Origin of the sequence: Desulfofundulus thermocisternus DSM 10259, from assembly GCF_000686645.1 — a bacterium.
Taxonomy (GTDB): domain Bacteria; phylum Bacillota; class Desulfotomaculia; order Desulfotomaculales; family Desulfovirgulaceae; genus Desulfofundulus; species Desulfofundulus australicus.
In genome coordinates this window covers 77,269-103,335 of sequence record NZ_JMLG01000008.1, presented here as the reverse complement: position 1 = coordinate 103,335, position 26,067 = coordinate 77,269, and the positions used below count along the sequence as shown (strand labels likewise).

At 56.3% G+C, this 26,067-nt stretch carries 20 protein-coding genes, 3 pseudogenes and 1 riboswitch; of the genes and pseudogenes, 3 read left to right on the top strand and 20 right to left on the bottom strand.

Translation table 11 applies throughout. The annotated features are described in order from the left end of the window. Nucleotides 1–199, top strand: a pseudogene (locus BR83_RS16705) (IS200/IS605 family accessory protein TnpB-related protein); the annotation flags it as partial. Here the strand turns inward: BR83_RS16705 and BR83_RS17870 are convergent. The 15 genes and pseudogenes from BR83_RS17870 to BR83_RS0108475 all read right to left on the bottom strand — a co-directional run. Then, a pseudogene (locus tag BR83_RS17870) lies at nt 151–624 on the bottom strand (cobaltochelatase subunit CobN); the annotation flags it as partial. The pseudogenes BR83_RS16705 and BR83_RS17870 overlap by 49 nt on opposite strands. Nucleotides 625–770: 146 nt before the next feature. Continuing rightward, nucleotides 771–2,129: an ABC transporter substrate-binding protein gene (locus BR83_RS15460; RefSeq protein ID WP_242839653.1), complete on the bottom strand. Its 1,359-nt coding sequence runs from the start codon at nt 2,127–2,129 to the stop codon at nt 771–773. A 20-nt stretch (nt 2,130–2,149) separates the two neighbouring features. Continuing rightward, nucleotides 2,150–2,425: a hypothetical protein gene (locus BR83_RS17615; RefSeq protein ID WP_027356735.1), complete on the bottom strand. Its 276-nt coding sequence runs from the start codon at nt 2,423–2,425 to the stop codon at nt 2,150–2,152. A gap of 243 nt (nt 2,426–2,668) precedes the next feature. Next, the gene (locus tag BR83_RS17610) at nt 2,669–2,845 is read right to left on the bottom strand and encodes a class I SAM-dependent methyltransferase (RefSeq protein WP_242839652.1); all 177 of its coding nucleotides are present in this window, start codon (nt 2,843–2,845) and stop codon (nt 2,669–2,671) included. A 272-nt stretch (nt 2,846–3,117) separates the two neighbouring features. Continuing rightward, the gene (locus BR83_RS0108525; RefSeq protein WP_027356734.1) at nt 3,118–4,677 is read right to left on the bottom strand and encodes an ABC transporter substrate-binding protein; all 1,560 of its coding nucleotides are present in this window, start codon (nt 4,675–4,677) and stop codon (nt 3,118–3,120) included. After that, nucleotides 4,674–8,415: pseudogene (cobN, locus tag BR83_RS15450) on the bottom strand (cobaltochelatase subunit CobN). The gene BR83_RS0108525 and the pseudogene cobN overlap by 4 nt, the downstream one beginning before the upstream one ends. Before the next feature lie 149 nt (nt 8,416–8,564). Beyond that, on the bottom strand, nt 8,565–10,154 hold the full coding sequence (locus tag BR83_RS16400) for an ABC transporter substrate-binding protein (RefSeq protein ID WP_051618048.1): 1,590 nt from the start codon (nt 10,152–10,154) through the stop codon (nt 8,565–8,567). Next, a complete protein-coding gene (locus BR83_RS0108510) occupies nt 10,147–11,187 on the bottom strand; it encodes a methyltransferase (RefSeq protein ID WP_027356733.1) in 1,041 nt (346 codons plus the stop codon). The genes BR83_RS16400 and BR83_RS0108510 overlap by 8 nt, the downstream gene beginning before the upstream one ends. Nucleotides 11,188–11,342: 155 nt before the next feature. Continuing rightward, complete coding sequence (locus BR83_RS0108505; protein WP_027356732.1) at nt 11,343–12,302, bottom strand: ABC transporter ATP-binding protein; 960 nt, start codon at nt 12,300–12,302, stop codon at nt 11,343–11,345. A gap of 15 nt (nt 12,303–12,317) precedes the next feature. Further along, nucleotides 12,318–13,292, bottom strand: a complete 975-nt coding sequence (locus BR83_RS0108500; RefSeq protein ID WP_027356731.1) for an ABC transporter ATP-binding protein — start codon at nt 13,290–13,292, stop codon at nt 12,318–12,320. A gap of 20 nt (nt 13,293–13,312) precedes the next feature. Beyond that, entirely contained in the window at nt 13,313–14,242 is a 930-nt protein-coding gene (nikC, locus tag BR83_RS0108495; RefSeq protein WP_027356730.1) for a nickel ABC transporter permease subunit NikC, read from the bottom strand. Between the two features lie 3 nt (nt 14,243–14,245). Further along, nucleotides 14,246–15,184, bottom strand: coding sequence for a nickel ABC transporter permease (gene nikB / locus BR83_RS0108490; RefSeq protein ID WP_027356729.1), 939 nt, complete (start codon nt 15,182–15,184; stop codon nt 14,246–14,248). Between the two features lie 723 nt (nt 15,185–15,907). Beyond that, nucleotides 15,908–17,614, bottom strand: a complete 1,707-nt coding sequence (locus tag BR83_RS0108485) for a carbon-nitrogen hydrolase family protein (protein WP_027356728.1) — start codon at nt 17,612–17,614, stop codon at nt 15,908–15,910. A 139-nt stretch (nt 17,615–17,753) separates the two neighbouring features. Beyond that, nucleotides 17,754–18,034, bottom strand: a riboswitch (cobalamin riboswitch). 223 nt (nt 18,035–18,257) lie between these two features. Then, complete coding sequence (locus BR83_RS0108480) at nt 18,258–18,599, bottom strand: CGGC domain-containing protein (protein ID WP_027356727.1); 342 nt, start codon at nt 18,597–18,599, stop codon at nt 18,258–18,260. A 98-nt stretch (nt 18,600–18,697) separates the two neighbouring features. Beyond that, nucleotides 18,698–19,444 (bottom strand): DUF4198 domain-containing protein, encoded by a 747-nt coding sequence (locus BR83_RS0108475; RefSeq protein ID WP_027356726.1) that lies wholly within the window; start codon nt 19,442–19,444, stop codon nt 18,698–18,700. A 99-nt stretch (nt 19,445–19,543) separates the two neighbouring features. Between BR83_RS0108475 and BR83_RS0108470 the strand changes: the two genes are divergently transcribed. Beyond that, nucleotides 19,544–20,095, top strand: coding sequence for a Uma2 family endonuclease (locus BR83_RS0108470; protein WP_027356725.1), 552 nt, complete (start codon nt 19,544–19,546; stop codon nt 20,093–20,095). 162 nt (nt 20,096–20,257) lie between these two features. Here BR83_RS0108470 and BR83_RS0108465 read toward each other — a convergent pair whose 3' ends face one another. Both BR83_RS0108465 and BR83_RS0108460 read right to left on the bottom strand, forming a co-directional pair. After that, a complete protein-coding gene (locus BR83_RS0108465; RefSeq protein ID WP_242839651.1) occupies nt 20,258–20,542 on the bottom strand; it encodes a transposase in 285 nt (94 codons plus the stop codon). A 229-nt stretch (nt 20,543–20,771) separates the two neighbouring features. Then, nucleotides 20,772–21,350, bottom strand: coding sequence for an FmdE family protein (locus BR83_RS0108460; RefSeq protein WP_027356723.1), 579 nt, complete (start codon nt 21,348–21,350; stop codon nt 20,772–20,774). A 292-nt stretch (nt 21,351–21,642) separates the two neighbouring features. Between BR83_RS0108460 and BR83_RS0108455 the strand changes: the two genes are divergently transcribed. After that, complete coding sequence (locus tag BR83_RS0108455; protein ID WP_027356722.1) at nt 21,643–22,473, top strand: ABC transporter permease; 831 nt, start codon at nt 21,643–21,645, stop codon at nt 22,471–22,473. A 19-nt stretch (nt 22,474–22,492) separates the two neighbouring features. Here BR83_RS0108455 and BR83_RS17185 read toward each other — a convergent pair whose 3' ends face one another. The 3 genes from BR83_RS17185 to BR83_RS0108440 form a co-directional block, all read right to left on the bottom strand. Then, nucleotides 22,493–22,636 (bottom strand): hypothetical protein, encoded by a 144-nt coding sequence (locus tag BR83_RS17185; RefSeq protein WP_157832987.1) that lies wholly within the window; start codon nt 22,634–22,636, stop codon nt 22,493–22,495. Between the two features lie 147 nt (nt 22,637–22,783). Further along, complete coding sequence (locus BR83_RS15440) at nt 22,784–23,605, bottom strand: ABC transporter ATP-binding protein (protein WP_034634789.1); 822 nt, start codon at nt 23,603–23,605, stop codon at nt 22,784–22,786. Between the two features lie 73 nt (nt 23,606–23,678). Further along, a complete protein-coding gene (locus BR83_RS0108440) occupies nt 23,679–26,045 on the bottom strand; it encodes a copper amine oxidase N-terminal domain-containing protein (RefSeq protein ID WP_027356721.1) in 2,367 nt (788 codons plus the stop codon). Between the last annotated feature and the right edge of the window lie 22 nt (nt 26,046–26,067).

Below are 26,067 nucleotides of genomic sequence, written 5' to 3'. Positions count from 1 at the left end.
TCGAGTCATCAAAGAGAAGCTGAACCAGAAGGTTGATTCCTTACCTGGGGAAGGAAGAGGGATGACCCGAAAGGTGAAGCGACTCTTCAAGCGGCTGGAAGGAAAGATTCTCATTCACAACGGGTTGACCCGTTTTAAGCAGGAATCGTTTTATTCCGTCTGGCACGAGTTGAAGCAGCTCGCTTTATCAAGTAGGTGACCCCGTTTAGCCGGTATCGGACAAACCGGTAGGCCGTACCTAACAGGTTGCGGGGGGCGTTCGGCACTCAAGAAACTTGAGTGCTGGGCCGCGAAATAGTCAACATTGATGAAGGTGCAAGCCGGAGGTGCCTGTTTCGCGCAGTTCTCCCGTTCGGGTGGGACTCCCGGGGCCGAGGTCTCCCTGTTGCTATGCCCGCTCCCAGGGGCGGGCAAATCCAATCCGGAAAGGAGCGAAAGCCTGGTCATGGGGAGGCCGCTTAACAATGAATGGTACAGTGTATCAGGAATTGTTAAGTTTTTTGAACCAGGGCACGGAAAGAAAACAGCGTCGACCGCTGCTGAGCGCCGCTTGGCCACTACCGCCTCCATGGGGTTAACCAGGTTGTAAATGTAAAGGTGCGGTACCTTGCCTAGAGAAATGCGGGGGAAGCACTGTCACGGGAAAACCCGCCTCCTTCAGAGGCGACAAAAATTCAAGGTGCTGATACCTTCGTGGTGTCGTTTACAGCTACCTAGCATTCAAGTGTTTCTAGCTCTAGGCTGCTGGGATCCGGATGCCTCGCTTTGCTCTACCGCACCCCGAAGAAACTCAGCGTGGCACTGTACACGCGCTTGTCGTACTCGCCTTCGCTTTTCCGGGTTTCATCGGCATACCGGGTGTAAAAGAGCCAGTGGCCGGGATGACTCAAGGTAAACTTTACCCATCCCGCGTCATCGGTTTTCTGGGCCAGGGCCCAGTCCTCTTCTTCCCGCAGGCTCCAGGTGGCCTTAACGATCGCCCCGGCCAAAGGCCGGCCCCGGTAACGCACCTCCAGGATCACCTCGTCACCCACCCGGTAAGCACCAGGGGCGACAATCAGCTCTAAATCGTGGCCCAGGTGCACGATTTCCGGGGGATGCACCACCCCACCGCAGCTGGCGCAGAAATGGCCTACCTGGACGTATGTCCTGGCGTACTTTGCCGGTTCTCGCTCGGCAGCAGCCAACTCCACCAGCCGGTCCGCCTCCGGGTTATTGTATCCCACCCCCCGCTGCACGTTCATCTGCCCGTTGGAGTGGATCCAGCGGCCGAAGAAGAAGTCCGGGTCGCCGGTCATCAACGTGTAGGGCGTTAAGGTAAGGTCATATTCGCCTTTCTTTACTACTTCTTTCCACGCACCCATCTCCAGTATCTTCAGCTCAACTTCGAAACCGAGGGCCTTTAGTTCGGACTGCATGATTTCCGCCATCGTCTTGTACGGCCAGCGGTTGGCCAGGGCGGAGTTGACGATAAAAACCACTTTGCGCGGTGTGCCGGCCTTTACCTGCGCGGCCAGTTCCCGGGCCTTGTTCTTGTCCGTTGTCCACAGCCCCTTAACCACCCATGACCTGGCAAGAGAAGTAAAGATGGTATCCGCCGGCTCACCGTAACCGTTAAGCACTTCTTTGACCATCTGCGCGCGGTCTATGGCCAGGCTCACCGCCTGGCGCAGGTGCACATCGTTAAAAGGTGGCTTTTTGTTGTTAAAGAGCAGGTAGTGGGTCGTGGTGACCGGCCGGGATAACAAAACCAGGTTGGAATCGCCTTTAATTACCCGGGCCTGCTCAGGCAGGATGCCGCCCACGTCGGCTACGGCCTGAATTTCGCCGGTCTGCAGGGCGGCCAGGCGGGTGGAGGGATCGGGAATGACTTTAAAAATTACCTTTTCCAGTTTGGGTTTGCCACCCCAGTAGTCGTCGTTCCGGACCACCACCAGTGCCTCACCTTTTTTGTAATCCGCAAACTTGAAAGGCCCCGTGCCGTAGGGGTGGACAATTCTCCCTTCGGCGTCAAAGCTTTGGGAGCTGAAGATGGGGCAGCCGTGGTAGGCCACCTTGGCCGGAAAAGCCGGCTCGGGCTGTGTGAAGGTGAACTTTACCTCCCGCTCGCCGACGGCCTCAAACAGCACCTGTTTCTAATTCCCATTTTTCACCCCCCCGTCCAGAGGATCATGCCCAGGCGCACCCGGTATTCCTCGCTGTAAACCCCATTGACTGCGCGCTGCTCCACGTAACCGGCAATTGTCTTTTTGATCTCCGGGGTAACCTCCGTGTAGAACCGGAAGAAGTCCTCCAGCCCGGCCGCCGCCTCCGCCACCGGCAACTCCTCGTCCCACTCGTCCACCCACACCTGAAAAGAGGGGCAATAACCCGAGGTGTAGAGGTAGTTGAGGGGGTAGATAATATCATGCCCCGGCGGGGGCATTTCCTAGCCGAAGATCACCCGCCACAGCTCCTCCCGCGCCGGACTCCGGCGCCGCCCGACAAAGTCGCACAGGAAACACCACCGGCGGGAGCAGGCCATCATTTTTTCGAGCGTCGCCACATCCCGCACACCCGGCGTGAGGGAGGCAAAGACCAGGTCGAACCGCCTGGCCAGGCCTTCTTGCGCCGGGTCAACCCTTTCCCACTCCCGGTCAAGAAAGTGGGCGTTTGCCAGTCCTTGCGCTTACACCCTCTTTTGCAGGGCGGCCAGCATGGCCGGGGCCGGCTCCAGGGCGGTCACCTTTGCCCCCCGGTGGGCCAGGGGAACGGTGAAGACACACGTACCGGCACCGATGTCCAGCACTTCCATCCCCGGCTGCAGGACTCCCCGCCCCTCCAGCCAGGACAGCACCCGGGCCACGCGTCTTCCGGTGCGCTCCTGTTCGGCCTGGCGTTCAAACCGCCCGGCCAGCCGGTTCCAGTAGTCCAGGGGTTCCAGGTCGCGGCGGCACCGGGCCTGCAGGGAATTTTTATGCGCCCCGCTCCAGACCTCCGCCCAGAAATAGGGTTTCCTTAGTGCGCCTGCCGTGAAAATAGCAATGCTCCCTTCCCGAGTCAGTTTTCTTTACCTCCATACTTGACCCGCCGGGTAAATACCCGCGCGAGTGTGGGACAGTTAGTATTTGCATTCGCTTAAACCCGGTACACTTTCCACAGCGTAGCCAAGCTGTTAAAGCCGTAGTACGACTCCCAACCCTGGATGTCCTTCTTCAGCACCGTTATTCGGTCGGGGTGGAACAAAAAGGCCGCCGGGCAGTTTTTCATAATTACCTCCTGCAGCGCCCAGTAGAGTTTCTCCCGCTCCTTCTGATCCGCAGTGAAAAGCTGGGCCATAAAAAGCCTGTCAAATTGAGGGTCTTCCATCACTTTGTATCGTCCCTGGGAGAAGAAGAACATCCCGAGATAGGGGTAAGGATCCTCTTCCCGCTTGCCGTAAGGTGGAATGAGCGCTAGATCGTACTGGCCAGCCTGGAGGATTTGAGTGAAGGCCCCTGACTCGTAGGAATTAAGCTCGACCTTAATCCCCACGGCGCCAAGCTGGGCCTGAATCAGTTCGGCCAGAGCCTTGTGGTAGGCACGGTAGCCCTCGTAGGCAAGCTTGAGCGGAGCATCCCCTTTAAACCCGGCATCTTTAAGAAGTGCTTTGGCCTTTTCCGGGTCGTAAGGATACCCTTCTATATCCGGGTTGGTCCAGGGGATGGAAGTGTCAAATCCTACGGACCCTTTGGCGGGAACGCCGTAACCCTCCAACAGTTTGGCTACCATTTCCTCCCGGTTCAGCGCATAGTTTATGGCCTGCCTTACGCGGATGTCTTTTAGCAGTTCGGCGCGCGGGTTAAAGTACAGCGCTACTAAATAAGCCTGGTGGAGAGACATCACCTGGTACTTCCCGGAAGCCGCAAGGCTCTTGGCTGCCGCCGGCTCCACTCCCTGCATATCCACCCCAATCACATCCACTTCGCCGGACTCTAGAGCCATTACCCGCGCTTGCGGATCGGGAATGCACTTTATCGTAACCTTGCTGAGCTTGGGTTTCTCCCGCCAGTAATCCTCAAAAGGCGTAAAGACCATCTCCTGAGGATTAAAGGAAGCAACCTTCCAGGGACCGGTCCCCACGGGTCTTACAAACTTATCTCCTTGGTAGGAGGTAGGACTGATAATCCTCACGCTGCCGATTTCGGAAAGGAAAGGCCCGTATGGCTTATCGAGATGAACGACCACCGTCCTTTCATCCGCTGCTTCCACTCTGGTCACGGGCACCGGAGGTTTTCTGGCTCCCAAGCCGGAAACTTTATTGGCCAGAGACTTTTCGATGCTGAATTTTACTGCCTCTGCCGTAAGTGGACTACCATCATGAAACTTTACCCCTTCCCGGAGATGGAACGTCCATTTTTTCCCGTCCGGCGACATTTCCCACCTTTCCGCTAGCATTGGTTCCGTGCCCTTCAACGTGTCGAACACCAGGGTCTCAAAGAGCATTGGCTGAATGTACCAGGAAGAAGAAGAACCACGCGGATCGTAAGGGTCAAGGGAGGTCACTTCTTTTTCGCCCAGCGCTATAACAAGCTCCTGCGCCTGTCCCCGTGCCGGCACATTTTTTTGGGTGCAACCAGCCGACATTATCGCCCCAAGTAGGAACAGTATCAAGAGCACATAAGGAAATCCCTTGCTCAACATGCGTTTTTTCCTCACTGCGCTTTCCTCCTTTCCAATTCCTTTCGCACAGCAGCTAACTTTTCCTGCCATCCCTCCATCTCCCCAAGTGCGCGAACATCCACCGCCCCGCCCTGAAACTCACCTTTCACCTCCCCCATCCGCTCCTCAAGCCAGCCCTCGATTTCCAGGTAAATTTCCTTAAGCCGCGCCAGGAGTTCGGGATCGGCCTGCCAGAGTCCCCGGCTCTCCGCCTCCAGAAGCCGCCGCACGATCTCTTCCAATGCCCAGGGGTTGTTCTCCTGGAAGAACTTCCGGTTCTCCTCATCCAGGACAAACTTTTCCGCAATGCCGTCGAAGACCCAGTTTTCCACCTGGCGGGTGGTGGCCTGCCAGCCGTACATGTGGTTGACCCGGCTGGAAATGTCCCCGGCCCCCTTGTAACCGTGACGCTTCTTGCCCTCGATCCAGGCCGGGTTCAAAAGCCGAGTGTGGGCAATGCGGGAAAGCTCCTCGCGCAGGGTGCGGATCACCGGCCGCTCGGGGTCGTGCGTGTCGCCGAAGTAGGTTCGAGGCTCTCTGCCGGAGGCAACTTTGGCCGCCACGGTAAAGCCGCCGTGTACCCCGTAGATGTGGCAGCAATCCAAAAGGTCGATTTCGTCCGAGTCAAACTTTTCAAAGGTCACAGTTACCCGGCGGCAGTTGTCCACCAGTTCAGCCGGCGCTTTGCGCGCGTAAACCCCCTCGCCGTAGGCGTAGCCCGTCCAGTGGAAGTAAACCTCCGCCAGGTCCTGCTCTTTTTTCCAGGCAGATGCCGCCACCGCTAGCTCCACGCCCGTGCCGTAGGTGCCTGGAGCGGAAGAAAACACGCGCAAGGTGGCCAGCCTTCGAGCTTCTCCCTTCCCATGCTCTGCCAGGAGCTCGGCCTCCCTTTCCAGCACGTGCTTGCGCACAAAATTCTGTTCCGGCGGCTCCTCCAGCTCCGCCACCATCTTTACCGCCTGGTCAATGAGCTCGAAGGCCCGCGGCATCCCGTCCCGTAGGATGGAAGAGAGGTTTACCAGACAGTCGATGCGGGGACGCCCCAGTTTATTTAATGGTATGGGCCTGAGGTTTACCACCCGCCCGGCCACCCAGACCGGCTCCACACCAAGAGTATAGAGAATCTGGGCAATGAGCTCGCCATCGGCCCGGAAGGGATCCATCGCCCGCAAGGTAAAGCCGATGGTTTCCGGGTAAGAACCGTCCTCGTTTTTCGAGCGAGCAATGAGTTCCTCCGCCAGCCGCTTCCCTACCTCCCAAGCGGCAGCGGTGGGAATGCGCCATGTTGCGTCCCGTAGGCAGAACCTCCACCTTGCCTCGGGCCAGCGCCCCCGAGGCTCCGGGAGGGATGAACTCGCCGGCAAAACCCCGCAGCAGGTTTTCCATTTCGTCACTCGTACGTCTTACCAGCGGTATGATGCGCAGGGCTTTGGCCAGCACTTTGGCCAGCGAGTCTTTACTGCCGTCAGGTATAAGATCCCGGCGCCGGGCAAAGCGGGAAATATGCTCCCGTGCCCTGGCCAGAGGCTCGCCCACCGCGTCCACCGGCAAGTCCAGGATGTCAGCAAGGATCTCCTTCCCCAGCACATCCAGTTCCTCAAGAAGCTTGCCGTTGCTCACCCCGGCCGCAGGGTGAAATGCTTGCGGTTCCTTTAACAGGGCATCATAATCAAGCTTTAAGCACTCCGCCAGAGCACGCCGCAAAGAGGGGCAATCGGGCTGATCGAGCCGCAGGATTGCGTTTAGAAGTTCCGCCAGCGCCTCGCCCTCCGGCGCCTCGCCAACTATGTGCAGACCATCTCGGAACTGGCTCTCCCGAAGAAGAGTAAGCCTTTCGTGCAAAACCCCAGGGTCGGGGTCTTGTTCCCCACTCCAAAGATTGGCGGCCCGCGCTTTTTCGGCAATCTGTGCCCGAATTACCTCGGCACGCCCTTTCTCATTCAGGCTTATCGCCTTCTGGTAGTCCTCCAGTAACTCTTCCAAGTCGGCGAGATCGCCGGAAAGACGCATACTGGCCAGAACCGGCGGCAGGTGGTCCACAATGACCGCTGCTGAGCGGCGCTTGGCCACTACTGCCTCCATGGGGTTGACCAGGTTGTAAATGTAAAGGTGCGGCACCTTGCCTAGAGAAATGCGGGGAAAGCAGGATCCAGATAGTGCTGTAGTCTTGCCGGGCAGAAGCTCCAGCACCCCGTGGGTCCCCACGTGTACCACCACGTCGGCGCCAAACTCCTCCTCAAGCCATCTGTGCCAGGCTATCCACTGGTGCGGCGGCGGTACGTCCGGGTCGTGGAGGATCTTGCAGACCTCCCCATCGCACCTGGCACCAGCGCAGCCCCGCTTGGGTTGCACGCCAATAAACACATTGCCGGTAACGATTCCGGGGATAACCACGTGACCGTCGTAAAGCCCCAGGGAGAGCTTTTGCACGCCGGAAAGTTCCCCGGCTTCCTTCGGGTCCCCCCAGACTGCTGCCACCTTTTCCCTGGCCTGCGGCGGGAGTTCTTCAAACCACTGTAGGTACTTTTGCAGGGGGACCATGGCCGCCGCCCCGCCCTTTGTCACTACCTCGTCAAGCGTGGTCCAGCGGAAGTCGGGAAGCGCCTTGCGCCCCAAAATTGCTTCCGCCAGTGCGCGCCCGTTTTCCGGCACCCAGTCCACCTGGTAGCCCTCTTCTTTCATGCGCCTTAAAATACGGGCCACGCTCTCCAGGGAGTCAAGCCCGAAAGCCGTCCCCACCGTAGCCTCCGCGCTCTTGCAGGGAGAATTTAAAAGGACAAAGGTCACTTTCTTTGCGGCATTGGGCTTATGCCGGAGCTCTATCCAACGGAAGAGCCGGTCAACCAAGTAGCGCACTTCCGGAAAAAGGGGGCAGCCGCGAGCAAAGTCCCCCTCGTCCTCCGCCGCGCTGACCAGAAGGGGTTCGATGAGCCCGTCGAACTCCGGCAAGGTGATGCTGATGATCACCTGCGGTAAGTTCAAGCCCTGCGGGTCTTCCCGCCACTGGGCTTCCGTTTGCCGCGCAGCGTGGATCATCTTTAAGATGGGCACGTTGAGTTCTAAGAGCACATCATCAGCCGGCTCCCGGTTTAAGGCGACTACCTCCCGGCGCGTCTTTAAGAAAAAGGCGCTGTAGGCCACCAGGGCTTCAATGGCCGGCTTCCCGTCCCGGAAGAAAAACTGCCGGATTACGTCATCGTTCTTTACCTGACCAAACCAGCCGTCGCTAAAGACGGGGATTACTCCGGCGCCGCGCCGCTCAATTTCTTCGATAATAGCATCGTACCCCGCCAGGTTTTCCTCCACCCAGAAAACGCGAGGGAAAAGCAGGCCCACCAGCGGCCGCCGCTCCCCGTACCAGGCCAGGTAATCAGCAAGATGCGTAAAGCATCCCTTAGCCCGCGGGTGATAAATCCCCGCCCAGGGAAGCTCTTGCGGCGCGGGCGCCGTCCCGGCCGGCAACTTCCCGGCCAGCTCGCCCAGCCACAAGAGGAAGGCTTTCAGGTTCTCCTTGCCGCCGAAAAGGTGGTACTGGATGGCGCGCTGGGTCGCCTCCGAGGACACATTGCCCGCTCCCGCCACCTCGACGGCCACCGGTACAACCGGCTTAGAAAGCTCTTCCTTCAGCTGGCCCAAAAGCTCTCCCAGCGCCTTAAACTCTGGTGGGAAGCTGAAAAAGACCGCATCCGCCTCCTCCCGCACAAACTCAAGCCACTCCGGCGGCGGCAGGGGCATACCCGCTGCCGGTGGCTGGCTGTAGCGCAGGTCAACAGGCCACCCGGCAGATACCAGCTCCGCTACCGCCTCCTCATAAACCCGCCCCACTGTGCTGGGCCCGTAAATTACACGAAAACCGGCAATTTTGAGCACCCCAAGGCACCTCCTTAGTTGGTTATTGAAATAACCCGCAGGTAGGAATAGCTTCCGGGCATGCCGCCTTCCATGGCAAAATCCTTAACCGCTTCCCTGGTCACCGTAATGGCATCCTGATTGTAAAGGAAGATGCCCGGCGCCCGCTCTTTTAGCAACTCCTGGAGCTTAAAGAAGATTTCCCGTCGCGCCTCAGGCTCAACCGCAGTATAGAGCCTGCCGACCAGTTCTTGCACGATCTGGTCTTTTAGCACGCAGTACTCCGGATGTTGGGTGCCAAAATAATAGCTGAACCAAGGTGTCGGATCGTTGGTGGCACAGATGCCGCCCAGTTCAACGAGGTCGTAATTGCGCTGCTTTAAAGCCTCAAAACGAGCCGCAGACTCCAGCACCCGCACTTCCACGGCAATACCAACTTTCTTCAAGTCTGCCTGTACGGCCTCGGCAATGGCCCTGCCTTCTTCATATAGCGTGGAGGCAATAAGCGTCATCTGGAATTTCTTCCCGTTCTTCTCTAAAATGCCGTCCCCATCGACATCCTTCCACCCGGCCTGCAAAAGCAACTCTCTTGCTTTGGCGGGGTCATAGCTATACCACTGTAAATCCGGCTTTCTAATGTAATCGTGCGCCGGCGAGGAAAGGGGACCCTTTAACGCAGGCGTGGCTACTTCCACGCCAACTACCGAACTCACGATGCGTTCCACATCCACCGCGTAGCAAACGGCCTGGCGCACTCTTACGTCATCGAAAGGTTCCCGGTAGGTATTGAAGGCAATCCAGTTCATGCAGGGACTGGGTTTTCTGTAAATGGAGTAGATGCCTGCTTTTTCCATTTCCCGGATAGCTGTTACGGGCAGGTAATCAGCAATATCAATCTCCCCGCTCTGCAAGGCCATGGCCCTTGTTTGGTGATCGGGAATGACTTTAAAAATCACCGTTTTTACCTTTGGCTTTGGTCCCCAGTAGTTTTCATTGCGGACAAAAATCAGCTCCTGGTCCTTTTTCCATTCCTTAAAGACAAAGGGACCTGTTCCAACCGGAGCCTTAAATTTCCCCTCTGGATCAAAGGAAGTGGGTGAGAAAATCTCCGCTGTAGTCAAATCATAGGGCAGCACTGCATAAGGGCGTTTGAAAACCAGCTTAGTCGTATAATCATCGGGCGTTTCTATCCTTTCTAACGGCCAAAAGATTCGCTTTGCCTTTAAGAGATACTCCAGGGAAAACTTTACCGCCGCCGCGTTGAAAGGTGTACCATCAGAAAATCGCACGCCCTCTTTAAGTTTAACCGTCCAGACTCTTCCCTGATCTTCGGCGGTCCAACTCTCCGCCAGCCGGCCTTTAAGGCTAAAGCTTTCATCCATATACAGGAGCGGTTCATAGATCAAGTAACGCTGCGGATCGGGACCGCCCTGCCCAAAGACTGCCGGGTCAAGGGCGGCAATATCCTTGCGGATGCCTATCCTGACCGTGGCATCCTGGTCACCAGCCTTTGACTGCTCTTTTTTAGCCCCACCGCAGCCAAAAAGGGCAAGGCTTATCAAAACGAGCAACAAGCCAAGCAAAAGAGAGCTCCAAATCCGACCAAGGTAACTTCCTTTAACCATTTACCCCTTCCCCTTTCCTGGCAATAATCATAGTAGATGCCGCATCGCCAATAGGAATCAGCTTTTCAACGGCCAATCCCACCTCCGCCAGCATTTCCGCCATTTCCCGGCAGGTACAGACGTGCGCGGCAGGATTGCCAAGAGCCAGCATCAGGGCAAAAAACGCTGCTCGCTCCGGTTGGGTGCGGGTATCATTCAGGAACCAGTGCTTGGTGAAGAGGTAGCCGCCGGGCCTGAGCGAACGATAAACCCTGCCGAGCACTTCTTTCGTCTTCGCAGGCGGGCCGTAGAAAACGTCAAAGGCTAAAATGAGGTCCTGATCTTTAGGCAACTCGTCCACGTAAAAGTCCCCGGCATAAAAAGCTACCGTCGCCCCGTACTGCCGGGCATATTCCTGCATTACCTCTTCCGTGTGCGGGAGATCGAAGATCGTCGCTTCCAGCTCCGGTCGCAGCCTTTTTAAGGCAATAGCATAAAGCCCATGGCCGCCGCCAAGATCAAGCAACTTTTTTGCCTTCTCAAAACCTGGATGCTTGGCCACCAGCTCCAACGTAGCTTCAAAGCCTTTATGGCTCAACGTGGCCTGGGCCATGGCCCGGACAAAGGAAGGGTTAAACACTTCGCCAGTACTGCCAGGTTGCCTAATTGTCTCTCCCTTCAGCCAATCCCCAATTCGTTCCCATTGCCGGCGCCGCTCCGGCGCAAGTTGCAGCCCAAGGAGATCGCCCTGGTAAAACTTGCTGTGTGAACACAAAAAGGTTTGAGCCAGAACGGTGTTAGTATAAGTGCCGCCATTTTTCTCCAAAAGCCCAACAGACACCAACGCATCCAGCAAGAGCACTAACCGCTCCGGACGGGCCCCCGTTTGCTCGGCCAATTGCGCAACACTTCGAAAACCGGCCGCAAGGTTTTCAAAAAATCCCAACTTAAATGCCTGTTCCAGAAGCAGAGATTTCTGGTAGCATCTGGCCATCTCAGCCAGCGCTTCTCCTGAGACGGGTGGTTTAAAATCAGTTAAAGCAGCAATGTCCATTTTAAAAACCTCCTCATGAGCGCAAAAAGGCCGCGAAAGTCCACCCTTCGTTTCGCCAGGGCAAAAGGACCTTCGTGGCCCGCGTGAATTGGCGGTAAGCAATGATGGCGAAAGACAGTTTCCCGCTTTTTACAAGTTTCTGGTCGCCGCCAAACTTATACCAGGTGACAACTCACCAAATGCCCCTCTCCCACCTCCTTCAAAACGGGCTCCTCTTGCCGGCAAACGTCGCGGGCTTCGGGGCACCGGGGGTGAAAGCGGCAGCCCGGTGGTGGACTGGCCGGGTCGGGCGGCTCGCCCCGCACCACCGGTTTCTGGCTATATCTTTGCCGCAGGTCGGGTTCCGGCACCGCCTGCAGGAGCGCCCGGGTGTAGGGGTGACGGGCCTGTGATACGAGACCTTCTGCCGGCAGGATCTCCACGATCTTGCCCAGGTACATTACCGCCACCCGGTCGGCCAGGTAGTTCACTGCCGCCAGGTCGTGGGAGATGAAGAGGTATGAAAGATTGAGCCATCTTTTCAGCTCCCGCAACAGATTCAAGATCTGCGCCCGGATGGAGACGTCCAGGCTGGAAACGGGCTCGTCGCAGACCACCAGTTCCGGCTGCAGGGCCAGCGCCCGGGCAATGTTGATGCGCTGGCGCTGGCCCCCGCTGAATTCGTGCGGGTATTTCGACGCATCCCCAGGTTCCAGACCGACAAGCGTCAAAAGCTCACGCACCCGCTCCCGGCGCTCCTCTTTCGCCACGCCGAAATTGGCCAGGGGTTCCTCAATGATTGCCCCCACCGTCCGGCGCGGGTTGAGAGAGGAAGAAGAGTCCTGGAAGATGATCTGGAAGTGGCGGCGCAGCTCCCGCAGCTTTCTCCCCGTCCAGACGGTGATCTCCTCGCCGGCGAAAAAAATCTTTCCGGCCGTAGGTTCTTCCAGCCGCACCACCAGCCGCCCCAGGGTGCTCTTGCCGCAGCCGCTTTCCCCCACCAGGCCCAGGGTTTCTCCCCGGGCTATGGAGAGAGAAACCCAATCAACAGCCCGCACCTTTTCCCGGCGGCCGGCCAGAATTCCTCCTTTCCCCGGGTAGTGTTTAACCAGATCCCTTACCTCCAGGAGGCTCACCCGCGTCCCCCTCCCTCAGCTGGCCCGGTCAAATAAACGGTGGCAGGCTGCCGCGTGGCCCGGCCCGATCTCCCGCAATTCCGGCTTCTCCCCCCAGCACGCCGCGCCCGCCTGCGGGCAGCGGGGGAGAAAGGGGCAATGGGCCGGGAGATTTAGAAGCGACGGCGGCTGTCCCTCAACGGGCACCAGTTCTTCCCTGCCCAGGCGCGGCACGGAACGAAGCAAAGCCCGGGTGTAGGGGTGGGCGGGACGGTCAAATATTTGCGCCACCGGGCCGCGCTCCACAATCGATCCGGCGTACATCACCGCCACTTCGTCGGCCATGGCCGCGACCACCCCCAGGTCGTGGGTGATGAGGATGATCGCCATCCCCAGCTCTTCCTGCAGCCGCTTCAGCTCCGCCAGGATCTGGGCCTGGACGGTAACGTCCAGGGCGGTGGTGGGCTCATCGGCAATCAAAACCTTCGGGCGCATCGAGAGCGCCATGGCCATCATCACCCGCTGGCGCATGCCCCCGGAAAGCTGAAAAGGGTACAGGCGCATGAGCCTTTCCGGGTCGGGCAGGCCCAGGCGCAAAAGAAGCTCCACCGCACGACGCCGCGCTTCAGCCCGGGATACCTCTTCATGGGAGACAATGGTTTCCGCAAGCTGCGTGCCGATGGTTAAAACCGGGTTCAGGGAGGTCAGCGGATCCTGGAAAACCAGCGCTATTTCCCTGCCCCGCACCTGCCGCAACTGCCCTGGGTGGAGCTTGAGCAGGTTGCAGCCGTTTAACCAGACTTCCCCGGAGAGAATTCTTCCCGGCGGCTCAATCAGGCGCAGGATGGACAGGGCCGTAACGCTCTTACCGCAGCCGCTCTCTCCCACCAGGCCCAGGGTTTTCCCGGCCGCAACCACAAAACTCACCCTGTCTACGGCCTTGATGACGCCGTGCCGGGTATGAAAGTGAGTGGATAAATTATTCACCTTTAAAACAGGAACAAGGGACATCCGGTTCTCCCCCTGTTTTTTTAAAGCCTGGTAATCCCCCGCGGGTCCAGGGCATCCCTTAAGCCGTCGCCCAGCAGGTTGAAGGCCAGCACCACCGTCATGATGCAAAGACCCGGGTAGACCATGAGTTGCGGCGCCACCTGCATGTAAGGGCGGCCGTCGTTCAGCATGGCCCCCCACTCCGGCGTGGGCGGCTGGGCGCCGAGGCCCAGGAAGGAAAGCCCGGAGATGGCCAGGATCAGCTTGCCCATGTCCAGCGTGGCCAGGACGATCACCGGGGAGAGCACGTTGGGCAGGATGTGCCGCGTGATGATGCCCATCTCACGCGTGCCGCAGGCCCGGGCCGCCAGAACGAATTCCTTCTCTTTCACTGAAAGAACCATCCCCCGGATGACCCGGGCGTATCCCACCCACCAGACTAAAGATAACGCCAGCATCACGTTTAAAAGCCCCGGCCCCAGCGTCCCGGCGATGACCAGCGCCAGGATCAGGCCCGGAAAGGCCAGCAGCACGTCAACTACCCGCATGATGGCGTTGTCCACCCGCCCCCCGCAGTAGCCCGCCAGGGTACCCAGGGGGATGCTGATGAGCATGATCGCCGTCAGGGCCAGAGCCGCCGTGGCCAGGGAAACCCTCGTGCCATAGATCAACCGCGACAAGAGGCAGCGCCCCAGGTGGTCGGTGCCCAGGGGGTACTGCGCGCCGGGCGGTGCAAGACGCTGCGCCAGATCCACCTTTACAGGGTCGTTGGGCGCAATATAGGGCGCAAAGACCGCCACGGCCACCACGGCCAGGATGATCACCAGCCCCAAAAGAGCCAGTTTATCCTGCCAGAGTCTTGCCAGCACCTCACCCGGCAGCCCGCGCGGGCCGGCTCTTGCCCGGCCCGCCGGTTTCCCGGCGGCAGGATAACCGGCAACCCCAACACCGGAGTTTTTCGAGATGCCCACCGGCTACTTCCCCCTTTCCAGGCGGATGCGCGGGTCGAGAAAAACGTAGGATATATCCACCAGCAGGTTCACCAGGACAAAAACCACGGCCATGAAAAGGGCGTATCCCTGGATCACCGGGTAGTCCCGGTTAAAGATGGAATCCACGGCAAACTTCCCCACGCCCGGCCAGGCAAAGATGGTTTCCACAATTACCGCTCCCCCCAGAAGGTGCCCGAAGCTCATGCCCAGTAACGTCACCGCGGGCAAAAGGGCGTTTTTCAAGGCGTGGCGCCCGATCACCCACTTTTCCTTCAACCCCTTGGCCCGGGCCACCTTGATGTAGTCCTGCCCCAGCACGTCCAGCATGCCGGCCCGCAAAATCCGGGCGTAGACGGCGGCCAGCCCAAACCCCAAGGTTACCGCCGGCAGCACCAGGTGCTTCAACCCGCCCCGGCCCATTACCGGCAGCACCCCCAGTTTCACGGCGAAAAAGTAGATGAGCACGAGCCCCAGCCAGAAGCCGGGAAGGGAAGCGCCCAGAAGAGCCCCGAGGCGGCTTAAGTGGTCAAGGAATGCGTGCCGGTAAAGGGCAGAGAGGATCCCCGCCGGCAGGGCAAGACATATCATGAAGACCATGGCCGCGAAAGCAAGCTCCAGGGTGGCCGGAAAGCGGGAGAGAATTTCTTCCGCCACGGGCCGCCCGGTGCGAAAAGATTTGCCCAGGTCCCCGTGCAACATCCGCCACAGCCAGCGCCCGTACTGTACGTAAAGGGGGTCGTTTAAACCCAGCTCTTCCCGCAGGGCCTCCACGGCTTCCCTGGTGGGTTCCACCCCGCCGGAGCGCAAGATAAGCTCTGCCGGGTCACCGGGCGCCAGGTTAATGAGCCCGAAGGTGACGATGGATACCCCCAGCATCACGGGGATGAGGTACAGAAAACGCTTTAGCAGGTAACGGCTCATTTAATGCACGCTCCTGAAAATTAAAAGCCACGAAAAAGCAACCCCCTTTCGATGAGGAAAACATTGCCTTCGTGGCTTTTACCGTTCGAGTTTTTAACTGTTTAGATAGCCTTTGTTAGATTGCCTTTCTTAAAAACCCAACGACTTCGGTCGTCTTACTGGCAAAAATATTCTTTCATTAGTTTCATAATACTACATTGTGTAAAAAATTCCTGCAAAAAAGGCAAAACAAAAATTTTAACTAAAAAGTTTTAATGCAGGCAATTCATATATGAGCATAAGTATTCTCCTATTTAACAAAATCCAGATAGACTTTCCTTAACAGGCAATCTCTGCCTTACAGGCACGGTCCACCCGGCCGGTATACGCATAAGCACGGGCCGGGCAACCGCCGCCGCATAAGAATCTATCCGGACAGTTCCGGCAACCGGCCACTCTTTCCACGGTACGTCCCGGGAGCGGCGTTCCACGGCCAGGTTCTGCAGTCCCCTGACCACGTCCGGGGTTGTTAGCAGTCAACCAAAATTATTGGTTATCCTAGGCAAAAGTAAAAAAATTTTTAACAACAGTTTGACAGCGGTAAGTTTGCCGTGCTAAAGTTTTACTCGAAAGGCAAGCGTCCTATATGGTCGCTGGCGGGGGCCAGCCGTTCCGTTCCCGGGGAGCCTCCCTCTGGGAGCCGATGAACCTGTACCACACAGTGCAAGGAAAGTCTAGTCTTGCCTAAAGTTTGTAATGTGTCAGGAGGAGGTCATAATCCACTTCTTCCAGGAACTTCTTCTGCCTGGTTTCCTTCGGGTTTAAAAGCATAATGTTGATCCTGTCCTCATTGACAGGAGACACTATCCGCACGCGCCTTTCAGAGTACCGGGAATAACTGTAAATTAAGCTGCCGCCCAGAGCACAAAAAGAGCCACTGGACCCCCACTGGTTGGCCACCACCAGGTGCATTTGTTCGGCTATCCTGGCTTCCCAGATAAACTGGCTTTTTTCATCATTCCAGAGGGCGGGAACGCAGAGCACATCCACGCCCTGCTTGGCCAGGCTCTCCAGGCTTTCCGGAAAAAACAGGTCATACCCCAGTAAAATGCCCACCCTGCCAAAGGGGAGGTCAAAAAAGCAAAAATCTTCCTGTCCGGGGCGAGCCCATTCCCTGTCGGAGGGACTTAAGTGTATCTTTCTGTATTTTCCCAGCAATCCCGCCGGACCGATCAACACGGCAGTGTTAAACAGTTGACCGTCTTCCCTTTCCAACACCCCCATCACCACATACAGGTCCAGCTTTTCTGCCTTTCGGACAACCTCCACGGTAACAGGGCCGGGAACCGGTTCGGCCAGTTCTCCTGCCTGTGACGGTTGAGATATGGCCCCTGTTACAGCAAGTTCCGGAAAAACAACCAGGTCGAGCTTCATACCCCTGCGGGCAGCCAGGTCTGCAGCCTGGTCCAGTAATGATAAAATGCGCCGGGTATTTCTCACCGGCTCTTTAGCCTGTGGAGCAAACTGAACAGTGGCTACGGCAAATTCCTTTCCTGCGGGCAACCCCAGCAGCGCCTCCGGTTCAAATTGGGAAAAGGTATCCAGCGTTATACCGGCATAAAATTCCGGCCGCCTGTCGCCCAGGAGGACACCGGCCCCGGGGGTAAAAATTTTTCCGTTTTTTAAAGGCAACGTGCCATAAAGGATGGTGTCATGCGCAGACTGTACTTCCTTTAAAACGCTGCCGTCGGGGCCAATGATAAACGATTGTGAGGCATTACAGTTCATTGTCTTATCCTGACCCGTACGGTTACAGGCCAGTACATAAACTCCGTTTTCCAGAGCCCGGGCACGCCAGAAAACTTCCGGCGGGTAGTGATGGGGCGGCCAGTTGGCCGGGATCAGTAGCACCCGGACACCTTTCAGGGCAGCCATTCGCGCCGCCTTGTACCAGTATGTATCGGCACAGATGAGCACACCCACTCTACCAAAGCAGGTTTCTGCCACCAGCACGGGCAGGTTACCCCTGGCCGCCCAGAGATTTTCCTTAAACGCAGGGGCCAGCTTTCGATGCTCACCCATTACCCGGCCGTCGGGGCCTATGAGCACTGCGGTGTTATAATAAATACCCGATTTTAAATCCACTTCCGGCAGCCCCAGGCAGATATAGACCCCGTACCGGCGGGCCAGGGCACCGAACAATTCCGTGGTCGGGCCGGGAACGGTCTCCACAAAGAGGGAAATGTCCCTTCTGCTTTCAAAGGCATAACCCGTGGTGGCCAGCTCGGGATTTACAATGATCCGGGCACCACCGGCAGCAGCCTCTTCATTTAAGGCCAGCAACCGCCGCAGGTTATGTTCCTTATCTTTCCACTTGATGGCCGCATGGATTAAAGCTACCCTGACTTCTTCCGGCATATTTAACACCTCATCAAGAAACTTTTTTCCCACCCGGAAATTTCCGCCCGTCCGGCCAGATACAATGCCGGGGTTCCTTCTGGCAATTAAAAACGGGCAATCAAAAACCCCCGCTACGCATAAAGCGGGGGCATGGAAAATCAGACCTACCACCTCCCTATCCGCGTAGGCAGCATGGTGAAAAAACGGGGCAGGTCTCCTGGCTCGGGTTCATCGGAACTCCACGTCTTCCCATCCAGCACTCAGCCATGTTATGGTTCCCTTCGCCGTAACCTTATCGTAGCAGTAACCAATTTCTATCAAAGCTGAAAACAAGCTTACTGAGTGCTGGACAGTGACATTATGTGGGTCCCTTCCCCCTCACAGTGGCGGGACCGCGCCGGATTTGCACCGGCTTCCCTTTTCAGCCTGCCCCCATCAGGGAAGCAGGACACCCCGTTACGCATTATTTCAGTTCTAAAAAGGATGATATAAAGACCCGTAACCCAGCCCGTCGCATTAACAACGGTCCACCGAAATCAAGTTTCTACGAAGAAAATCCATTTCTTTGAGCCGTTACCTTTTTCCAGAAACCGCTATCGTTAAGCAGACGGAAGCCGGATTGGATGCCCTGGGCTTTTGAAGATTTCCCCTTTCCCATAAAAAGAGAACTATCCGGTTCTCTTTTGAACGTCAGCTATGCGTAATCATGAGTTCCCTTGACTACCTTTACCCCAAACTTTTCCGTAATCTTTTTGGCAAGCTCGTCCACATCCCTGTAGGGACAGGCCGGCCAGGCGTTAACCATACAGGTGGAAAGGTGGATAACATCAAAATCTACATTCTTCTTAACACAACCGATGTTTGGAATCAATGATCTCCCTGGACATTCACAGGTCAGGAAACCCACCACATTCACAGAATCATAATCCTTAAAGTTTCCTTCCCGGTCCCGGGCGGCTTTAAAACACTTCCACTCGCCGGGACAGCCATAACCCTGGGATACGTAGGAACCACAACTTACAATGAGTACATTCACCTTCCAAATCACTCCTTTTTTGGTTTTGTTATAACATACCACTTATCATATGTCAATTAATTGCTTCATCACTTGTCAATAAAACCTTCCAAACGGGTTCACCGTACACCAAAAAGGCTCAGCGTGGCGCTGTACACCTTTTTGTCGTACTCGTCTTCCCGGCCCAGGGTTTTGTCGGCAACCCGGGTGTAAAAAAGCCAGTGCCCGGGATTGCTCAAGATAAACTTCACCCGTCCTGCATCATCAGTTTTTGCGCTTAGCCCCCAGTCATCTTCTTCCCGCAGGCTCCAGGTCGCCTTCACTTCTGTCCCCGGTAAAGGCCGGCCGCGGTAAAGAACTTCCAGAATTACTTCGTCCCCCACCCGGTAAGCACCGGGGGTAAGAATCAGTTCGAGGTCGTGGGCCAGGTTGATGATTTCCGGTGGCTGCACCACCGGGCCGCAGGTGGCACAGAAATGCCCCACCTGCACGTATGTCCTGGCATACTGGTAGTAGTAGCCCACTTCCCGGGCATCCGGGTAGTCTTTACGCGTCCCCCGGCGGTAAAAACCGTCCGCGGTAACCGCCACCGGCCCGACGTCGTTCTCCACCGTCACGGGCCAGAACCCATCCCGGTCGGGCGTAAACGCCACCAGGTGAAACCGGTCATCTCCCGCTTCTACCTTTAAGGAAAGCTTTGCTCCACCGGGGATCAGCACCCAGGCCGCCAGCCGCGCCGGGTCCGCCAGGCCATCGGGACGCATGGCGTGCCCGTAAAAAATCCGGCACCGGGTTTCATGTCCTTCGTGACCATGACTTCCCTCGGGCAGAACCCAAATTTCGTGACCCTGCACTACCTTCAACATGAAGAACTCCTCCCCTGGTTTAAGTGGTATACTTTTAATGAGAGGACCAATTTGCTAACATTCCTTAATTTTAAAAACGCTCGCCCTGGAGGTGATTTAATGTCCTCCATCCCTGAGCACCTCAAGTTCACCTACGAAGATTACCTGCTTTTGCCTGAAGACAGGCGGTATGAAATTATCGGAGGCGATCTTTTCATGACTCCTTCCCCCAAGCGGGCGCATCAGAAGATAAGTTTAAACCTGGCTACCATTTTATGGTCATTCGCCAAAGCCCACGGCCTGGGAGAAGTTTACGAGGCGCCATTTGATGTGCTTTTCAGCCGCCACGATGTGGTACAGCCGGATGTGCTCTTCGTGAGCCGCGAGAACCTTTCGATTGTGGGGGAAAACAACATTCAAGGGGCACCCGACCTGATCATCGAGATTTTATCGCCTTCTACTGCCGAAAGAGACCTTGACCTGAAGAAAAAGCTGTACGCCCGCCATGCCGTCAAAGAATACTGGATTGTGGACCCCGACGCCCGGAAAGTGACGGTATACCTGTGGAAGGACAATGATTACGTCAAAACCGGAGTTTACGGCGAAGAGGATAGCTGGCAACCTCATCTTTTGCCCGGTCTCACCATCAAGGGCAAGGAGGTATTTGCGTGAACCTCCCCCGGGACAAGCCCGGGGGCTTCGTCCCGGAGGTTTCTCATGTCATCGGAATGCTACCTGCTAAAGCGCAGGTCTTACGCTTTCCTCGTGAGCTACATGGTCGCGTCACCACAACCAGGCCCGGTCCATAGGCGTCTACTACTCATCGTAGATACGTCAGGCCGCTTTTTTCGGCGCCAATACCTGCGGCCGCAGGTATTCCACTTTCCCGGGCAGCCTGCGGCCCCTGGTGAAACTCCCGTGCAGAGCTTTGTCCAGGATGCCGCTGGCTCCCAGCACGTCCCGGTGAATCCCGGTAAACCCGCAGGAAGCATTGCCGCACCGGTATACGCGCCCGGTCTGTCTGGTGTACTCCCCGCATACCGGGCAGGTGCCGGAGGTGCCGCGCTCATCCACCGCTACCAGCTCTGATGTTGTAGACGCAGTGGTTCGTTTTTCCATTCATAGCATGATTATAGCACTAGAACGGGTGTTTGTGGATACACTTGTCGCCCTTGACGGGCGACGCCCCGCTCGATCCACGGGACAAGCCCGTGGGTTTTCAGGGGCGGATTTCTATAAAGATGTTGCTCAGGTGAATGGATTGCCCGCGGTAAGTTGTGTCCAATGTGATGGTGTAAAATTGGTCCCCGCAACTATCACCCCCGGTTCTTCTCAGGCCTCCCGCAATCTATACTGAGCAATCCTTACAGACCGGACGTCCCTCCTGTAAAAAGGCATGATCTTTCATCATTTCTTCGCCGCAGCGGCTGCAGGTAATCATCTCCAGGCAGAGCTCGGGAAGACGTATTTCTGAATCTACAAATTGCATTTCAAAAATTTCTTCCGCCGGGCCTTCCAGGATGTACTTCATCAGGGGTTCCTGGCGGCGGTAAAACTCCTCCCGCTCCTCTTCTGTAGCTACGCCGTTGGCCACCTTTTCCATGAGGGTTACAAATTCATCACCTTCCCTGCTCAGCACCCCTGCCTTTAAGCTTACCCGCAAAGCCTGCCGCTCTCCCATGCGGGCAAAGGTAAAGACGTATTTGCCGTTGTCCCTGTAGACGAAGTTCCTCTTACCAAAGGTGCAACCCGACATCACCTGCACCGCGTCGGCGGCACAGGTACGGTTTTCCACCACGGTTACCAGATTATACCCGGGAAGATGAGCGTTTAGCTTTTCCAAAGCAACCTTTGTTGCCCGGTACCCAATGGCCAACAAACAACAGGGGTGCCCGTGAAAGGATACCACTTTTTCCCAATCGGTCATCTGAAAACACTCCTTCCCTTAATACATGGATCGGTACACAAAGTAATTGATACTGTGCGGGATTATAATCTCCCTCCTTCCTGGACTTTAAGAACGGCCGGACCGGGCGGCCGGGTGAACAATTTTAAACATGAAATATGTTGACTATCAAATTTCATACTCAATCATGGCGAAATGGTGGTAAAAGGCACCCCGGCGGAATTAAAGGCAATGACGGGTAACCCCGGTGCTTCCATGGATGATGTATTTACTTATTTTACCGGTAACTATCTGGATGCGGGAGGGGATTTTCGTGGAATCAGACAGGTTCGCCACATCAGCCGTCGCCTTGGTTAAACCGGCAATAAAAACAGCTGGCATAAAAATATTGATAATAGATATCCTGACCATTGTAGAAATGGAACTGCGCAAGCTGCGCCATGAACCGACCGTTTTATTCACCCGGGCTGTGCAGCCTGTCCTCTGGCTGCTGATTTTCGGCCAGGCTTTCAGCAGAGTACGTGCCTTTGATACAGGCGGGGTAACTTACCAGACATACATGACCCCGGGCATCCTCTCGCAATCGGTAATGTTTACAGCCATCTTCTTTGGTCTTTCGACCATCTGGGAAAGAGATATGGGTATACTGCAAAAGTTTCTGGCCATGCCCATACCCCGGGTGGCGCTGGTACTGGGCAAGGCTCTGGCAGCTGGAGTACGTGCCTTATGCCAGGTAACCATTATTTTTCTGCTTGCGGCCATAACCGGCATACCCCTGCACTGGCACCCGGCCCTCCTGTTAGCAGCCGCCGGTGTGGTCATACTGGGAGCCGTATTTTTTGCCACCCTGTCCATGATTATCGCCGCCATTGTTAAAACCCGTGAACGTTTCATGGGTATCGGCCAGTTAATCACCATGCCCTTGTTTTTTGCTTCCAACGCGCTGTATCCCATCTCCATCATGCCCGACTGGCTGCGCGTGGTGGCATCGGTCAACCCGCTAAGTTATATGGTGGACTTCCTGCGTGGCGCCCTTGTTGCCGGCCAATTGACCAACTGGCAGGCGGACGTAGGAGTTTTGCTGGTAGCCTGCATTCTGGCTACAGCAGTGGGCACATACCTCTATCCCAGAGTGATTGCTTGAACCGCTCTTTTACCTGATCTCAGCCATCCAGCATTTTCAACCTGAGCCAGCCCAGGGTAAATAAAACAACACTCCATCCTCCCAGCACCGCCGCCAGCCGCCAGTTGAATCCGTTCCCGGTCAGGGTGGTGCGTAACAGTTCTGCCGCCGGGGTAAGGGGCAAAAGCTATACCACGTGCTGCAAGAATCCGGGCAGGCGCTCCACGGGGATCAGGGTACCACTTAAAGCGGTTATATCAGCTCAGAAACAGGAAATCACATCCTGGATAAAACCTTCGACCAGCCCCTCTCAAAGTAGATTTACCAACCGTCATCCCCGAGCAGCCAGAACTACCTTTGCCATTCCCTTCGTTCCGGTCATATCCAGCGGCGCCACCGGCGTCACCTGCAGGCCCCACCTGGTCTCTGTTACCACTGCTTCGACCCCATATACAACACGAATGTTCTCCGGCGTAAGCACCGTTTTGGGAGTACCGGCGGCAACAATACGCCCGTTATGCAGCAGCAACAAACGATCGCTAAAGCGGCTGGCCAGATTGAGATCGTGAAGCACCATTACCACCACCCGTCCCTGTTCCGTGGCAAGTTCCCGCATCCGCGCCAGAACCTCAAGCTGGTAACGTATATCCAGGGTCGCCGTGGGCTCGTCCAGTAGAAAAACCTCGGGTTCCTGGGCCAGGGCCCGGGCAATAAGCACTTTCTGCCGCTGGCCGCTGGAAAGTTCACCAAGCTGCCGCTCCCCCAGGTCGGTTAAACCCAAATAGGCCAGCGCCCTGGTTACCGCAGCAAGGTCGCCATGGCTAACTCCCCAGGTGAGGTGGGGACGGCGTCCCTGCAGCACAGTTTCCAGTACGGTGCACGGAAAAGCCTGCCCCGTACCCGGTGGGGGCACATACCCCAAATAGCGGCCCACCTCCCGGCCACGAAGAGCGGCCAGGTTTTTCCCATCCAGAAAAACCGTCCCCATACGCGGCTTCAACACCCTGGCCAGACAGCGCAAAAGGGTACTCTTGCCGGAACCATTGGGCCCTATAATGCCCAATGTCTCGCCGGCCTGTACTTTAAAGGTCACATCTTCCAGAACTGATACGCTTCCGTAGGAAAAACACACGCCCTTAACTTGAAGCCGCACCCCGATTTCCTCCTCTCCTGGATACAGTACCGGGGGTACGCTGGTTTACGGAGCACCCCCGGTACTACCTTAATTAACGGATAATCACCTGCCGGGCAGATGCATTCCACTCTGCCTGCAGCCCCAGCGCCTGGGCTACAAAGCGGTAGGGTAGCATTGTCCGCCCGTTGACTATTTCCGGCGCCACATCCATAGAGATGGGCACACCCTGGAGGAGATAGGACTTTTGCCCCACCCTGAACTGAACCACCCGCTTGCCGCCCAGCAGGGTTACGGTTTGATTTGCACCGTCCCACAGGATGTTTTCGTCACTCAGACCGGCAGCCAGGGCAAGGTATCTCACCGGGGCATAGGTGCGGCCGTTCTTAACGTAAGGCTCCACGTCCATTTCCCTTTCCGTGCCGCCGGCTTGATACATTTTACTGCCAATGGTGAATACAGCCGCCACCCTAATCTGATCCGGGGCAGGGGTGTCACATGTGGCCAGAGGTACTTTCAGTTCATTTAATGTACTGGAAAAAATCCTTTCAGTCTCGCTTAAGGCACTGCCGCTTACTTTCAGATTGACCGCGCCTTCCGGAACTGTTCTATCTACGGTTAACACTATACCGCTGACCGTGATGGTACTACCCTGTGTTTCTGTACCGCTACTTGTTTCAGTACCACTACCGGTTACTCCCCCTTCTGTACTGCTGGCGGACTTTTCTTCTGCTTCACCGGTGGGGGAACCTTCAGACTGCGCAGCAGATTCCTCAATCGGTTTACTAACAGGACTGACACTGGATGTCTTGACAGGAATCACCAGCACCCGGTCGCCCTGTTCGAGTCTGATATTAGTTTTGTCTAAAACCAGATCTCCGGTGTTCACTTCCACCACCGGTTTTTGAGCGAAAGTAACGCCTTCAGGTAGCTCAAGCCTGAGGAATGCCGTGGCACCGCTGGCGTCCCTGGCCCGCACAGCACCAGGCATATTTTCGGTAATCGTCAGCTTGCCGCCGGGCTGGTTGGGAACACCAATGCGTACCGTGGTCTTTTCTGCAACCACCGCAACCGGAGGCTGCACATAGGCTACAGTTACAGTACCCCTGGCCCCGGCAGAGCCGCCCACGGTGATATCCACCTGCTCGGGAGCATCCAGAGCCAGGTCAACCGTGGCATATTTGAAGCAAAAAGCGGTTTTCTCAGTACCTGACCTGATCACGGTAAATTTGACTGTTTGTCTGTCATCGCCCACCGGTATGGGACCGCTCAGTTCGCCATTTCCGGCTTCCCTTTTTACTGTGGGATAAGTGTTCCATTTAACTCCTTCAGGTAATGTTAGGGTGATGGTACGACCCCTGGCCAGATCACCGGCCATCCCCTCAGTCACGGTAAACTCTCCTATCCGCTGGTTGCTGTGGCCGGCAACAACATCGGTGGCAGTTTTGCCGTTGACGGCTGCTCCTGCAGTGCTGTATTCAGCTACTGTAAGCAGAGCCGGATCAACACCCGGATTGTTGCCCTCGTAGCTTACCTGTACATTACCGGGCCGGGCTATGCTTTCGTCCACGGAAACTGTTCCCGAAATAACCACCCGTCCCACCCCGGTATCCTTCGTGGTTTCTTTTTTGATTTGTAAATACAGAACACTCCTGCCACTGGCATCCTCACCAATGGCATAATCAATATCACCTGACTGCCACCCCCAGCTGGGAAGCAGAACCACGGTTTGCCAGGTAAAACCAGGGGAAAGGACAAATTTTACCGTATCCTGTTTTCTGAAGTCGGTACCGTTCATTTTAAGAGCCCCGGGGACATTCTCCTTAAGGGTAATATTAGCCACTTCCCCCCCCAGATCGGTCAAGCTTTCCGGCGAAGCAGCCGTAGCCGTACTTCCACCAATGGAGACATTGGCCACCGTTACCGTCCCGGAACTGAACCCGCTGCTCGGAGGAGCGTCAATGGTTACATTTATCTTCCCGGATTCCTCAGGCGGCAGGGCCTTGATATAAACCTGGTCGAAGTAGATGTAGCAGCGGAAAGTAGATGTTGCAGATTTTCTGTTTATTTTCGCAACCTTAAGGCTAAAAGTGCTCAATCCTTCTTTCCACAGGGTAACGCCACTGCTACCCAGAGGGATCTCATCTCCTATCCTGTACACCGTATAATCAACAGGATAAGTGGCATCGGTCACCGACGGCCAGTAGGATGAGCCGCCAGGGAAATACAAGCGCAATTGCTGCAGTTCCACAAAGGAAGGCAGGCTGATGGTAACCCAATCTCCAGTTTTAATGGAGTTTGCGTACTCTTCTTTGAGCAGTAACGTGCCCAGGGCCACCGTGCTATCGGCACTGACGGTAGGAGTTTCCTGGACTTTAGCTGTTGTATAGGCCGCTGCCGGCCCGGCCGCAGTCAGCAAAAAGCAGGATACGCAAATCAACACCAGAATTTTGCGCAGCATGGCTGTCATCCAACCTCCCTTA

Bases quoted from the DNA above. Each gene is read 5' to 3' on its own strand.
- BR83_RS0108500 (WP_027356731.1), bottom strand. From the start codon at position 13,292: ATGTCCCTTGTTCCTGTTTTAAAGGTGAATAATTTATCCACTCACTTT.
- BR83_RS16400 (WP_051618048.1), bottom strand. From the start codon at position 10,154: ATGGTTAAAGGAAGTTACCTTGGTCGGATTTGGAGCTCTCTTTTGCTT.
- BR83_RS0108510 (WP_027356733.1), bottom strand. From the start codon at position 11,187: ATGGACATTGCTGCTTTAACTGATTTTAAACCACCCGTCTCAGGAGAA.
- nikB (WP_027356729.1), bottom strand. From the start codon at position 15,184: ATGAGCCGTTACCTGCTAAAGCGTTTTCTGTACCTCATCCCCGTGATG.
- BR83_RS0108475 (WP_027356726.1), bottom strand. From the start codon at position 19,444: ATGTTGAAGGTAGTGCAGGGTCACGAAATTTGGGTTCTGCCCGAGGGA.
- BR83_RS17615 (WP_027356735.1), bottom strand. From the start codon at position 2,425: ATGCCCCCGCCGGGGCATGATATTATCTACCCCCTCAACTACCTCTAC.
- BR83_RS0108470 (WP_027356725.1), top strand. From the start codon at position 19,544: ATGTCCTCCATCCCTGAGCACCTCAAGTTCACCTACGAAGATTACCTG.
- BR83_RS0108460 (WP_027356723.1), bottom strand. From the start codon at position 21,350: ATGACCGATTGGGAAAAAGTGGTATCCTTTCACGGGCACCCCTGTTGT.
- BR83_RS0108440 (WP_027356721.1), bottom strand. From the start codon at position 26,045: ATGCTGCGCAAAATTCTGGTGTTGATTTGCGTATCCTGCTTTTTGCTG.
- BR83_RS0108465 (WP_242839651.1), bottom strand. From the start codon at position 20,542: ATGGAAAAACGAACCACTGCGTCTACAACATCAGAGCTGGTAGCGGTG.